General features: G+C 63.3%; 10 protein-coding genes and 1 riboswitch. Of the genes, 5 read left to right on the forward strand and 5 right to left on the reverse strand.

What is annotated here, in order from left to right; all coding sequences use genetic code 11:
• Window positions 1-62: 62 nt before the first annotated feature.
• Window positions 63-1,046 carry an SCO family protein gene (locus ABX298_RS23455; protein WP_286919261.1) on the reverse strand — a complete coding sequence of 328 codons (984 nt, stop codon included), beginning with the start codon at window positions 1,044-1,046 and terminating at the stop codon, window positions 63-65.
• A 156-nt stretch (window positions 1,047-1,202) separates the two neighbouring features.
• Complete coding sequence (locus tag ABX298_RS23460) at window positions 1,203-4,595, reverse strand: multicopper oxidase domain-containing protein (protein ID WP_367393721.1); 3,393 nt, start codon at window positions 4,593-4,595, stop codon at window positions 1,203-1,205.
• Between the two features lie 241 nt (window positions 4,596-4,836).
• A riboswitch (TPP riboswitch) is annotated at window positions 4,837-4,951 on the forward strand.
• A gap of 78 nt (window positions 4,952-5,029) precedes the next feature.
• Here ABX298_RS23460 and ABX298_RS23465 point away from each other — a divergent pair.
• The 4 genes from ABX298_RS23465 to ABX298_RS23480 all read left to right on the forward strand — a co-directional run bounded on the left by ABX298_RS23465 (window position 5,030) and on the right by ABX298_RS23480 (window position 8,977).
• The gene (locus ABX298_RS23465) at window positions 5,030-5,677 is read left to right on the forward strand and encodes a TenA family protein (RefSeq protein WP_286099827.1); all 648 of its coding nucleotides are present in this window, start codon (window positions 5,030-5,032) and stop codon (window positions 5,675-5,677) included.
• The gene (tenA, locus tag ABX298_RS23470; protein ID WP_367394487.1) at window positions 5,674-6,336 is read left to right on the forward strand and encodes a thiaminase II; all 663 of its coding nucleotides are present in this window, start codon (window positions 5,674-5,676) and stop codon (window positions 6,334-6,336) included. The genes ABX298_RS23465 and tenA overlap by 4 nt, the downstream gene beginning before the upstream one ends.
• Window positions 6,337-6,514: 178 nt before the next feature.
• Complete coding sequence (gene codA, locus ABX298_RS23475) at window positions 6,515-7,756, forward strand: cytosine deaminase (protein WP_317409691.1); 1,242 nt, start codon at window positions 6,515-6,517, stop codon at window positions 7,754-7,756.
• 228 nt (window positions 7,757-7,984) lie between these two features.
• Complete coding sequence (locus ABX298_RS23480) at window positions 7,985-8,977, forward strand: DNA-binding protein (RefSeq protein WP_286099830.1); 993 nt, start codon at window positions 7,985-7,987, stop codon at window positions 8,975-8,977.
• A gap of 175 nt (window positions 8,978-9,152) precedes the next feature.
• On the opposite strand, the gene ABX298_RS23485 is transcribed toward ABX298_RS23480, so the two are convergent.
• A complete protein-coding gene (locus ABX298_RS23485; protein ID WP_075045200.1) occupies window positions 9,153-9,404 on the reverse strand; it encodes a hypothetical protein in 252 nt (83 codons plus the stop codon).
• Window positions 9,405-9,412: 8 nt separating this feature from the next.
• The gene (locus ABX298_RS23490) at window positions 9,413-9,913 is read right to left on the reverse strand and encodes a DUF4142 domain-containing protein (RefSeq protein WP_367393722.1); all 501 of its coding nucleotides are present in this window, start codon (window positions 9,911-9,913) and stop codon (window positions 9,413-9,415) included.
• A gap of 152 nt (window positions 9,914-10,065) precedes the next feature.
• Between ABX298_RS23490 and ABX298_RS23495 the strand changes: the two genes are divergently transcribed.
• Window positions 10,066-11,634, forward strand: a complete 1,569-nt coding sequence (locus ABX298_RS23495) for a sensor domain-containing diguanylate cyclase (protein ID WP_286099831.1) — start codon at window positions 10,066-10,068, stop codon at window positions 11,632-11,634.
• Window positions 11,635-11,766: 132 nt separating this feature from the next.
• On the opposite strand, the gene ABX298_RS23500 is transcribed toward ABX298_RS23495, so the two are convergent.
• Window positions 11,767-12,276: a GNAT family N-acetyltransferase gene (locus ABX298_RS23500; protein ID WP_367393723.1), complete on the reverse strand. Its 510-nt coding sequence runs from the start codon at window positions 12,274-12,276 to the stop codon at window positions 11,767-11,769.
• Window positions 12,277-12,280: the final 4 nt, after the last annotated feature.

The following is a 12,280-nucleotide window of genomic DNA, read 5'->3' on the forward strand; positions in this document are numbered from 1 at the left end:
GGGTGATGGTCGAAAAAATACGACAGTAAGATGACAGCCTAATGACTGATGGCTAATTGCCTTTAAGGATTGCCCTTATCGGCCAGGGGCGTCTGCAGGCGCGCGGTTTCTTCCTCCATGTAACTCATCAGCGCGCTGACTTCGGTATCGCCCAGGCGCATGTTGGGCATGGCCACGCGGTTGTACTGTTCGTACAGCAGCATGGCCAAGGGGTCTTTCTGGGCCAGCATCAGGTCGGGCTCCTTCAGCCAGCGGGTCAGCCAGCTGGCATCACGCTGGCGGGTCACGCCCAGCAGGTCGGGGCCGATGCCGGGCTGCCCTGGTTCGGCGTTGCCCAGGGTGTGGCAGGACGAGCAACGGGTACGGAACAGCTGCTCGCCACTGCTGGGGGCGCGCACCTCGGGAGCCTGGGCGTAGTCGTTGGCCATGGCGCTGGCCTGTTTCCAGTTGTGCAGGCTGTTGCCCAGGCGGTCGGCGAGGATGTACGGGCTTTCGAAGGGCGAGGCTTTCATCCAGCGGCCGGTGGCCTGGTTGCCGATGATCAGGCTCAGGTTGTGGTCTTTGGAGCGGCCGTTTTCCAGGCCATCGATGTACAGGCCCAGGCTGCGGCGCAATTGTTCGATATCGGCTGGCTCGCCGGTGAGCAGCGTCCAGCCGGGGCCGATACCGAACTTTTCGGCGTAGCGCTTGAGGGTGGCGGGGGTGTCGTTGTAGGGGTCGATGCTGATGGAGTAGAGGAAGATGTCCTTGCCGACCCGGTCACCGAGGATTTTTTGTACCTGGCGCAGGCGGGCGGTTTCCACCGGGCAGGAATCGGAGCAGCCGGTGAAGATGAAGTTGATGGCGACCACCTTGTTTTTGATCAGGTCGTCGAAGAAATGCACTTTTTCACCTTCCTGGGTGAGCAGCGGGATGTTGGGGAAGTAGTCGGCACCCCAGGGCGTTGCAGCTTCCTCGGCCACGGGTTGCTGCGGTTGCAGCGGCCAGAACGGGATGCTGGCGGCGAACAGTGAGAGCACCAGCAGGAAACGCCATGAGCCGGACATGATGCGGTCCTCGTCGATAACGGTATTGGGGGCTGCCCTGCAGCCCTATCGCCGGCAAGCCAGCTCCCACAGGTACTGCACAAGGCTTGGAGCCGATGCGGTCGAGGTGGGAGCCGGCTTGCCAGCGATGGGCCGCATGGCGGCCCCCGCTTTCGGTTACCTGATGCTGACCGGCGCCGTCACGCTCTGCCCCAGTGCCGATTTCACGGTCACGGTCGCTGGTGTGGCCGGGCCGCTGCCGGTGGTGGTGGTCGACAACCGCCAACGGGCACCGCTGGTAGTGGCACTGAGCGTGGCCGTGCCCAGCAGCAGCGGGCCACTGGTGGTAGCCGCCGTCACGGTAATGCTGTTGCCGGTGGCCACCGTGGTGGTGCCCGAAATGTCCCAGGTGAAGCGGTTGCCGCTGCGCACCTGCACCGTGGCACTGGTGACCTGGATCTGGTCGACCGCCGCTGCCGGGCTCACCGCAATGCTGACCGTGGCCGGGGCCACCGATTCGGCGCCCTTGGCATCACGAGCCGAGTAGTTGAAGCTGGCGGTGAACGCTGTGGTTACCGTGGCCGGTGGGACGTAGGTGACCGTTGTGCCGTCGGTACTGGTAGCGCCCTGGCCGGAGCTCGGCTGGCTGAGGCCGACGACGGTCAACGGCAGGTTGTTTTCCGGATCGGTGTCGTTGGCGAGCACGTTCAGGGTGATCTGCTTGCCTGCCGTAGTAGCCGCGCTGTCGTTGGCCGCGACCGGCGGTTTGTTGGCCGGGTCGTCGTCATCATGGTCTTTGGTGCGGAAGGTCGGCAGGCCAACCGAAGCCACGTACTCCACGCCATCCCAACCCGGCAGCGGGGTCGGCATCACCTGGAACTGGCCTGGGTGTTCCAGGTCCCAGCGCAGCAGCATCGACGAGTCCTCATGCTGGGTGTTGTGGCAGTGTTCCATGTAGGTCCCGGCAAACTCGCGGAAGCGCAGGGCCACTTCCACTTCTTCCGAAGAATCGATATCCGGCCCGATGCGATACACATCCTTGCGCGCCCATTTTTCCCATTCTGGTGGGGCCTTGCCATCGCGGCTGAGGATCACACCTTCCTCGAAGTGCACATGCACCGGGTGGCTCCAGCCATTGCCGCCGTTGATGATCTTCCACACTTCCAGGGTGCCGTCGCCGCTGAAGCCACCGTCGGTGGACTGCTGGGCCAACTGTGGCGCCGCGTTGATGCGCCGTGGGTCCATGGAATAGCCAAAGCCGCCATCGGTCTTGATCGTCCAGGGCTGGGTGTCGGTACCGTCCGAGCGACCAAAGATGAACTCGCGATGGCGGGCATCCTTGAGCTTGGCCTGGTCGGTGGCCGAATTACGGTCAATCGGCAGCGGCAGCATTTTCAGGCCTTCGGCCTTGCCCGGTTTGGCCGGCTCATAGGCAACCGGGTCCATGCTCAGGTCCTGGCCGCTGTAGGGCTGAACCACGAACTGCATGAACTTGCCGATCGCCGGGTCGCCGTTGTCCCACTCCGGCCCGTTGCTGGTCTGCTTGATCACCGCCTTGTATTTTTCCGACAGCACATCGGCCAGGGCAATGGCGCCTTCCGGGCCCTTGCCGCTCTGATGCTCCTCCAGGTTGACGAGGTACAGCTTGTCGCCGACCTTGATGCCGTGCTTGGCGAAGTTGATGATGATGTCGTAGCGCTCGGCGATGCCCTGCAGCGGCAGGACGCCGTTGTTGTCCTGCAGGTTGCCGTCACCGTTGAGGTCCATGGTGCCGTCGAACGGCACGGTGTGTTCCATGATGTTGCCGTCGTTGGCGATCATGTGGAACGGTACCCGCGCATACGACAGGTTGGAGCCGGTGGGGCCTTTGAACTCGCCGCTGTTGCCGGCGATCTCCCGCACGACGGCAAGCTTCAGGTAGCGCGACACCGAGCCATTGAGGATACGGAAGCGGTAGCTGCGTGCGCGTACCTTGAGCGTGGGCCGGTACTGCCAGTTGACCAGGATTTGGTCGCCGAGGAAGCCGTCGGTGTTGAACGGGTTGAACCACAACTGGCCGTTGGCATCCCAGGCCTTGTCGGCGATCACCAGATTGACATCGTAGTCCCGGTTGCCCCACGGCATGCCCGAGCCACTGGGGAAACGCAGGTTGACGCCATCCTGCAGCGCCTCGTTGCCGCGGTCCAGGGCACTGTAGTAGTTCATCATCACGGCGTTGCCTTTGTAGACGTTCTGTGCCGTGAAATCCATCATGTGGTCGTGGAACCAATGGGTGCTCATGGTTTCGCGCCAGTCACCACGAATCTTGATGCTGCCGTTCTGGCAGGTTTTCAGGCCTGGCGAGGCGTCATTGACGAACAGGGTTTCACCCGGAGAGCAGGGGAACGCCGCACGCGGGTCCTGGGCGCGGGTGTTGATGGTGTCGTAGCCGGCCAGCTGCAACGGCCAACGGTAATCGTAATACTGGCCGGGAAAGAAGTAGGCATTGGCATAGCCATCGCTCTCGGCCGGCGAATGGCCGTTGTGCTCGTGGGTGGAAAGGGTGTGCAGGCCAAAGCCGTTGTTGGCCGAAGGGTCGATCGGCAGGGCGTTGTAGTGGCGCATCAGGATCGGCTGGCCATAGCGCGCCATCAGCAGCTTGGGCGGGAAGGTGCCGTCGAAGGTCCACAGTGACTTGTGGTTCTGCAGCGGCATTTTTGGGTGGAAGCGGGTGTCGATGCCCTTGGTGGTGCCCAATGTGTTCGGGATGTCGGAAGTCTGGTAGTACAGACCTCCCGGGGCAAATTCACCGACTGCATAGTTGTGCAGTTGCTTGCGGTCACGCAGGCCGAGGTTGATGCGCGCACCGGCCTGGGCGGTCTTGAACCCTGCCTGCGGGTAGAACTCGTTCCAGCGCTGGTGCGACCAGCCTTTTCCTGGTGGTCGACCTTCCGCCGGCGAGCCGACCGGCTGGCGGTTGAGGAACATTTCGATCTGCGCCTTCCACGGGTTGCGGTCGAGCACGTTGGAATACTGGGTCGGGAACGGGTACAGGCCCGGCTGTTTGAGGAAGGCTTCCAGGGCCGTGCCGCTAGGGCCGCTGCGGGCCACCACATTAGGGTCCTGCGCCGGTGCTGCGCCCAAGGTGGGCACCGGGAAGGTCAGGGCCGGCGGCGGCAACGTGGGGTCGAGTTTTTCCGTGCCGAATTCCTCGAACAGCAGTAACTGCTGGGTAAACGGCAGCGCCCCGAACAAAGGGCTGGGCTTGCCGTTGGTGGGGTATTTTTCTCCAGTTTGCAGGGCCGGCGGCAGCACGTTGTTGGCGCGTACTGTGTCGCGGTCACCGTACACGCCATCGGTCAACTCGAGTGCGCCTCGATTGGCCTCTGGCATGCTGTAAAGGTCCAGCAAGGCCTGGGTTGGATCTTCCGGCTGGTCGGTATAGGCCGAAGGGTCGGTCGGCGGTGGCATGCTGTTGTCGTCGAGGGGAGCGGCGATAGCCGTGACCAGCCCGAGGCCGAGCATCAGCGTGGTGAGGGTGGACAGCTGGAATGCATGCCTGGCAGGGTGGATCACGGCAGGTGTTTTCATTGCCTTGTGCCTCGCTCTCGACATAATGGCCTGCGGCCATCAATGGCTTTTTGCCCGTTTCTGGGGCTAGAGCAACGGGTGTGCCAACCAAATACGAGGAATGTGTTTCTAAACAAATCCTTGTGGCGCCTGATGTGCGCTAAATGCCATTGCGTCAAAAATGGGTGAGGGGCCCCACTAGTGGGTCACCCATTGCCCACAGATTGGGTGGTGACAGCAGCAGCGCCCTGGGGTATACCTGAGCGCCACCAAGGGGAGCCCGGCATCGGGCTGAGAAACCGCTAGATGCTGCAGCGCGGTGACCCTTCGAACCTGATCCGGATCATGCCGGCGAAGGGATGGGACTTGAAACCTGCCTTTTTGCCGGCCTCACTGCGAGGCCCGTCCATGCCAACCATCGCGGTCTCGCTGTCACCCCCATCAAGGACAGCAACATGACCGAACGCTTCAGCCAGTCCCTGCGCCGCCGCAGCGAGCCGACCTGGTCGGCGGCCGTTGGCCACCGCTTCGTCACCCAATTGTGCGACGGCAGCCTGCCGGACCCGATCATGGTCGACTACCTGGTGCAGGACCACCGCTTCCTCGACAGCTTCCTGACCCTGCTGGGCGCGGCCATCGCCACTGCCGACACCTTCGAGGCGCGCCTGCGCTTCGGGCGCTTTGCGGGGATGATCTCCAGTGACGAGAACACCTACTTCCTGCGCGCCTTCGAGGCCCTGGGGGTAAGCCCCGCGCAACGCAGCGAACCGGCCGACACTGTGCCAACCGCAGGCTTCAAGGCGATCATGCGCGAAGCGGCGGCCACCCGGTCCTATGTGGCCGCGCTGGCGGTGCTCAACGTCGCCGAAGGCCTGTATCTGGACTGGGCGCTGAAGGCGCCAAAGCCGATGCCGGACAACTTCGTCCACGCCGAATGGATCACCCTGCACGACAACCCGGCATTCCAGGACTTCGTTGCCTTCCTGCAAGCCGAACTCGACCGCGTCGGCCCGCAGGAAGCCGCGCTGGCGGCTGACTTTTACCAGCGCACCGTGGCGCTGGAGCTGGCCTTCTTCGATGCCGTCTACCCGGAGGACAAATAAGCTTGGATATCTTCGACCGCCTCAAGGCTGCTGCCACGCCGCAATGGAACAGCTACGTCGACCACGAGTTCGTGCGCCAGATGGGCGAGGGTACGTTGAGCGAAGCCGCCTTCCGCACCTATCTGGTACAGGATTACCTGTTCCTCATCCAGTTCGCCCGCGCCTGGGCGCTGGCCGCCTACAAGAGCCGACGCCCGGCCGACATCCGCGTCGCGCAGGCCGGGCTGGCGGCGATTCTGGATGAAACCGAGCTGCACTTGCGCCTGTGCGCACGCTGGGGCCTGACCCAGGCGGATATCGAGGCCGCGCCAGAGCACCAGGCCACGGTTGCTTATACCCGCTATGTGCTGGACTGCGGTGCCGCGGGTGACCTGCTGGAGTTGCATGTGGCCTTGGCGCCTTGCGTGATCGGCTACGCCGAGATTGGCCGGGCGCTGTCCGAGCGCATTGGCGATCTGAGCAATCACCCGTACCGCGAGTGGATCGCCGAGTATGCCGGTGAAGGCTACCAGGGTGTCGCCACCGCGGCGCGCAAGCATCTGGACGAGCTGGCAGCGCGGAGCATGACCGAGCAACGGTTTGCCGAGCTGGTGGGGATTTTCGGCCAGGCGTCCAGCCTGGAGGCGGACTTCTGGCAGATGGGCTTGGACGGAGCCTGATTTGCTGCCTGCGCCGGCCCTATCGCCGGCAAGCCAGCTCCCACAGGTACTGCACAGACTTCAGGGCTGTGGTTTACCTGTGGGAGCTGGCTTGCCGGCGATAGGGCCAGTAGCAAATACCACAAGGCTTGGGCCACTATGCGGGTAGAGCCACCCGCAAAGCCCAGGGAGAAGCATCATGAACATCATCAACGCACGCCTGCGCGGCAAGCCCGGCCTGTTCCGCATCGAGCTCAGCGGCGAACGCATCGCCGCCATCGTGCCCCAGGCCGAAGGGGTGGCGACGCGCGCTGCCGATGACCTGGATGCCGGGCAGAACCTGGTGGTGGCGCCCTTCATAGAACCGCACATCCACCTGGACGCCACGCTGACCGCCGGCGAGCCGCGCTGGAACATGAGCGGCACCCTGTTCGAAGGCATCGAGCGCTGGGCCGAGCGCAAGGCGATCACCACCCACGACGACATCAAGAACCGCGCGAAAAAGACCATCGGCATGCTGGTGGAGCATGGCATCCAGCATGTGCGTACCCATGTCGATGTCACCGACCCCACCTTGACTGCGCTCAAGGCCATGGTCGAAGTGCGTGACGAAGTGCGCCACCTGCTCGACCTGCAGATCGTCGCCTTCCCCCAGGAGGGTATCGAGTCTTATGCCAATGGCCGGGCGCTGATGGCTGAAGCGGTGGTCATCGGCGCCGACGTGGTTGGCGGCATCCCGCATTTCGAGAACACCCGAGACCAGGGCGTGTCGTCGGTCAAGTTCCTGATGGACCTGGCCGAGCGTACCGGCTGCCTGGTGGATGTACATTGCGACGAGACCGACGACCCGCAGTCGCGCTTTCTCGAAGTGCTGGCCGAAGAGGCACGGGTGCGCGGCATGGGCGCCCGGGTGACAGCCAGCCATACCGTGGCCATGGGCTCGTACGACAATGCCTACTGCTACAAGCTGTTCCGCCTGCTAAAGCAGTCGGGTATCAATTTCGTGTCCTGTCCGACCGAGAGCATTCACCTGCAAGGGCGTTTCGACAACTACCCGAAACGCCGCGGCGTCACCCGCGTGGCCGAGCTCGACCGGGCCGGGATGAACGTGTGCTTTGGCCAGGATTCCATCGTCGACCCTTGGTACCCGCTGGGCAATGGCAACATCCTGCGTATTCTCGAGGCCGGCCTGCACATCTGCCACATGCTTGGCTACGAAGACCTGCAGCGCTGCCTGGACCTGATCACCGACAACAGCGCCCGCACCCTGAACCTGGGCGAGCGCTACGGCATCGAAGTGGGGCGGCCGGCCAACCTGTTGCTGCTGTCGGCGCCGGACGATTACGAAATGGTGCGCAGCCAGGGGCATGCGCTGGTGTCGGTACGCAACGGCAAGGTGCTGATGCGTAGAACGCCTGCCAGGGTTGAACACTACACCTGACGCTCCCTGCGTCAGCATTCTGCAGCGCCCCGCCGGCTTGAAGCCGAGCGGGGCGTTTTGCTGTCTGGCGTACTGCTTTATTCCCTTGCACGGCCTTCATGAACCACTCACATGCGATAAGCCGTGATTATTCCACCATAGGAAATGTTTGCACGGGCGAAGGCTTGTCTCCATAATTGGTATGTAATTACATGGTACATAACACGTTACAAAATCGTAGGAGCAAGCATGGCCCGGGGCGGTATCAACAAGGTTGTAGTGCAGCAGGCGCGTCAGGCGCTGATTGCCCGTGGCGAGAACCCCAGCATCGATGCCATACGTATCGAGCTGGGCAACACCGGCTCCAAGACCACGATTCACCGCTACCTGAAAGAGTTGAATGGCCAGCAGCCTGTGGCCTCCGAGGGCGGCATTGCGCTGAGCGACGTGCTGAGCCGAATGGTCGGGCAACTGGCAACCCAGTTGCAGGACGAGGCCGACCTGAAGATCGAGCAGGCCGAAAGCGCCTTTACTCGACAGCGCGAACAACTGGAGGCGCAGCTGGCGATTGCCCAGCAGGCACTGGCTGCGGCGCATCAGCAGCATCAGATCGACGCGGCCGCGCTGGCGGCCGAATCGGAGAAACTGCTCTCCACCCAAAGCACCCTTCAAGCCGAACAGCTGCGCAGTGCCAGCCTCAACCAGTCGCTGGGCGAGCTGCAGGTGCGCCTCGCCGACAAGGACGAGCAGGTCAAATCACTGGAAGACAAGCACCGTCATGCCCGCGATGCGCTGGAGCACTACCGCAACGCCAGCCGCGAACAGCGTGAACAGGAACAGCGTCGCCACGAAGCGCAACTGCAACAGTTGCAGGTGGAAGTGCGCCAACTGCAGCAGGGCATGATCGTCAAGCAGGACGAGCTGACCCGCCTGCACCGCGACAACGAGCGTTTGCTGGGTGAGCATCGCCAGGCTGCCAGCGCCTGCAGGGCGCAGGATGAATTGCTGGAACAGCGTGATGCACAGATCCAGGGCTTGCGCACGATCCTGGCCCAGGCGCAGGGTGCCAGCGAGGAAATGCGTCGGCAGCTGGATGTACAGGCACAGAGCCTGGAGGCCAGGCGCGACTTGTGCACGGAACAGGCTCGTCAGTTGCAGCAGCTTGAAGAGCAGCTCAAGGCGCGAGACGAGGCGTTGCACCAGTGTCAGTCGCTGTTGTCTGCCGCCACCGCGGCGCAGTAGCTGCGAAGAGGCCCTGTGGGAGCGGGCGTGTCGAGGCGTCGAACCGCCGCGAACACCGGCGGAGCCGGTGCCATACACCGCGCTGGGCCCTTCGCGGGCACGCCCGCTCCCACAGGGAATGTGACACGCTCTCGAACCCTGTTCCTGTGCGACAAGGTTGGGCGGGAGGGCGCGTTCAGTCTTCGGCTTGCCTGGCTGCCTCCACGCCCGCAGCCGAGAGTTTGATGGGGTAGTTCACGCTGATCTGATGGTCGCTGCTCACCGCCACGCTGCCATCCTGGATCAAACCGGCCTCCTGCAGCGTCTTGAGCATGCCGGCCACGGCTTTCTCGCCCCGGTAGTTGTCCAGCACTTCCTTGCCCAGCCCCTGGGGGTGAGCGTGCAGCAGGCGAGTCAGCACTTCGGCTTTCAATGCATCGTTACTCATGGCGGGCCTCACTTGGCGTGTTTGGCCTGAAGCGCCTTGGCATGCTCCAGATGCTGTTCGAGTTTGGGCAGGGTTTCGCTGGCAAAGGCCTTCAGTTCAGCCTTGTCAGAAGATGCCGCTTCCTTCTTGAACAGCTCCACCGCCTTTTCGTGAGCGTCGACCTGGTTGTTGACGTAAGACTTGTCGAACGACTCCTCCCGCCATTCCAGGATCATTTTCTTGACCTTGTCGGTTATTGCCGCCTCATCGGGTACGGATATATCGAGCTTGTGAGCGATGTCGCCGAGTTTCTGATTGGCCTGGGTGTGGTCGGTGACCATCTGCTGGGCGAAGGTCTTGATTTCGGCATTCTGAGTTTTTTCCAGAGCCAGCTTGCCGGTGACCACTTCGGCAATACCGGCCTCGGTGGCCGCTTCGACGAAGTCATCGGAACTCGCCGCCATCGCGTGTACCGATGCCAGGCCCAACACCATCGAAAAACCGACGCGCTTGATGAAGAGACTGCTCATGCTTCACTCCTTAAACCGTGGCGCGACCTCAGTGTCGCGTACGGTTGAGGGTGAATGGGCGGCAAAGGTTTAATCTTTTTCCTGGCCGGCTGCGCCCAGGTGGTGCTGAACTATAGTGAAGGGCGGCGAACTCGGTGTGGCTAGGGATTTCAATGTGTGCAGCCAGGAAACAGGATGAAGACGGGTTCTTCGCGATAACAGGCGAGGGCCGCGCCGTGGCGCTGTTCCGCCTGGTACTGGCGTTCATGCTGGTGGTGATGCTGGCCTTCGTCGTGGTGGAAGGCTGGCGTATCTGGCGCGACTACCGGCACGCCTTCACCAACGCCGAAAACATGGTGACCAACCTGGCCCGGGCCACGGCGCAGCATGCCGAAGACGCCATCCGCCAGGTCGACGCAATTACCGCGGCGCTGGCCGAGCGCCTGGAAGGCGACGGCTTCGAGCACATCGACCGGCCGCGTCTGCATACCTTGCTGGTGCAGCAGAAAAGCATCATGCCGCAGTTGCACGGGTTGTTCGTGTATGGCCCGGATGGCAGCTGGATCGTGACCGACCAGGCGGTAGTCCCGCCCAATGCCAACAATGCCGACCGCGACTACTTCATCTACCACCGCGACCATACCGACCGTGGGGTACACATCGGTTCGGTGGTGCGCAGCCGTTCCACTGGCGACCTGATCATCCCCATTTCACGGCGCCTGCAATATGCCGATGGCAGCTTCGCCGGGGTGTTGCTGGGCACCATCAAGGTGGAGTGGTTCGTGCGCTACTACGGCGATTTCAAGATCGACGAACGTGGCGCGCTGGTGCTGGCTAAGCGCGACGGCACCATCCTGGTACGGCGGCCGTTCGTCGAACAGGTGGTGGGCCGCAGCCTGAGCAGCAGCGAGATCTTCCGCAAGCACCTGCCGTATGCAAGCGAAGGGGTGGCCGAGGCGGTCGCCGTGGTGGACGGCACGCCACGGCTGTATGGCTTTCGCGCGCTGGGCAGCTACCCGTTGGTAGTGGAGGCGGGCTTGTCGCGGGAGTCGATCGTTGCGCCCTGGCGACACGATGCGATCAAGTCGGTGGCGGTCTTGCTGCTGTTGCTGGTGGGGCTGGCGGCCTTTGGTGGCGTGGTGTTGCGCCAGTTGCGCGAGCGTATCGTGATCGAGCGGGCGCTGCACCAGGCACACCAGACCCTGAAGGCCCTGGCATTGACCGACAGCCTGACCGGCCTGGGTAACCGTCGGCGGCTGGATGCAGTGTTCGAGCCGGAGCTACGCCGGGCGCGACGCCAGGGCTATCCGCTGGCGCTGGTGATGCTCGACCTGGATTACTTCAAGGCCTACAACGACCGTTACGGGCACCCCGCGGGTGACCAGTGCCTGCGGCGCTTTGCCGAGGTGCTGCAGCAGGCGCTGAAGCGGCCGGCCGACCTGGCTGTGCGCTATGGGGGCGAGGAGTTCACATTGCTGCTGCCTGATACCGATGTTCGCGGGGCGGAACTGCTGGTGCAGGAAGTGCAACAGCTGTTGCGTCGGCAGCCGCTGGAGCATGCGGGCAGCCCACTGGGGCGGGTGTCGTTCAGTGCGGGGATTGCCGTGGGTGACCTGGCGCGGGAGGGAGTGACGGCCGAGCGCCTGATGGCGGCAGCGGATGCGGCGCTGTACCAGGCCAAGCGCCAGGGGCGGGATGGGTATCGTGTGGCAGAAAGTTCGGTGGTGAGTGTAGATGAATGAAGGCTTTGGGTTGCCTGTACCGGCCCCATCGCCGGCAAGCCAGCTCCCACAGGTAATGTGCATCTCTTTGGCACGGCGCGGTCCCTGTGGGAGCTGGCTTGCCGGCGATGGGCTGCAAAGCAGCCCCGGGGTCTAAATATCTAAGCCAAGGCGCATCGCACAACGTCCCTCAAGCCCATGGGCACGCTCCTCGGCCAGAATCTGCTGCAAGCGTGCATCCAGCAGCCCCTCATCAATCACCTCGAACCCCAACCGCGCATAGAACGGCGCATTCCACGGCACATCGGCAAAGGTGGTCAAGGTCAGCTCCCGCATCCCCGCCTGGCGCGCCGCATCGGCCACCTGCTGCAGCAGCTTGCGCCCGACACCTTGCCCCTGGGCCTCCCGGCGCACCGAAATTTCATGAAGATGCAGCGCCTGATCCTCGAACCGGGCACAGGCAAACCCCAGAATGCGCCCATCCGGCCCCTCGGCCACCCAGCTCCCGCCAGCTTCGACAAATGCCTGATGGGTGCCGCAGTCCATCACATCTCCTTGCGCCAGCCATGCCAGCGCCGGCCGGGCGGCAAAGGCCTGGGCAGCCGAGCGTTCGACGCCCGGCAGCCATTGAATGTCTTGCTCGAGGGTAGGGCGAATGCGCATGAAG

It is taken from the genome of Pseudomonas sp. X4 (assembly GCF_040784925.1).
In the GTDB taxonomy this organism is placed as follows: Bacteria; Pseudomonadota; Gammaproteobacteria; order Pseudomonadales; family Pseudomonadaceae; genus Aquipseudomonas; species Aquipseudomonas putida_Z.

Bases quoted from the DNA above. Each gene is read 5' to 3' on its own strand.
- ABX298_RS23455 (WP_286919261.1), bottom strand. From the start codon at position 1,046: ATGTCCGGCTCATGGCGTTTCCTGCTGGTGCTCTCACTGTTCGCCGCC.
- ABX298_RS23460 (WP_367393721.1), bottom strand. From the start codon at position 4,595: ATGAAAACACCTGCCGTGATCCACCCTGCCAGGCATGCATTCCAGCTG.
- ABX298_RS23465 (WP_286099827.1), top strand. From the start codon at position 5,030: ATGACCGAACGCTTCAGCCAGTCCCTGCGCCGCCGCAGCGAGCCGACC.
- codA (WP_317409691.1), top strand. From the start codon at position 6,515: ATGAACATCATCAACGCACGCCTGCGCGGCAAGCCCGGCCTGTTCCGC.
- ABX298_RS23480 (WP_286099830.1), top strand. From the start codon at position 7,985: ATGGCCCGGGGCGGTATCAACAAGGTTGTAGTGCAGCAGGCGCGTCAG.
- ABX298_RS23485 (WP_075045200.1), bottom strand. From the start codon at position 9,404: ATGAGTAACGATGCATTGAAAGCCGAAGTGCTGACTCGCCTGCTGCAC.
- ABX298_RS23490 (WP_367393722.1), bottom strand. From the start codon at position 9,913: ATGAGCAGTCTCTTCATCAAGCGCGTCGGTTTTTCGATGGTGTTGGGC.
- ABX298_RS23495 (WP_286099831.1), top strand. From the start codon at position 10,066: ATGTGTGCAGCCAGGAAACAGGATGAAGACGGGTTCTTCGCGATAACA.
- ABX298_RS23500 (WP_367393723.1), bottom strand. From the start codon at position 12,276: ATGCGCATTCGCCCTACCCTCGAGCAAGACATTCAATGGCTGCCGGGC.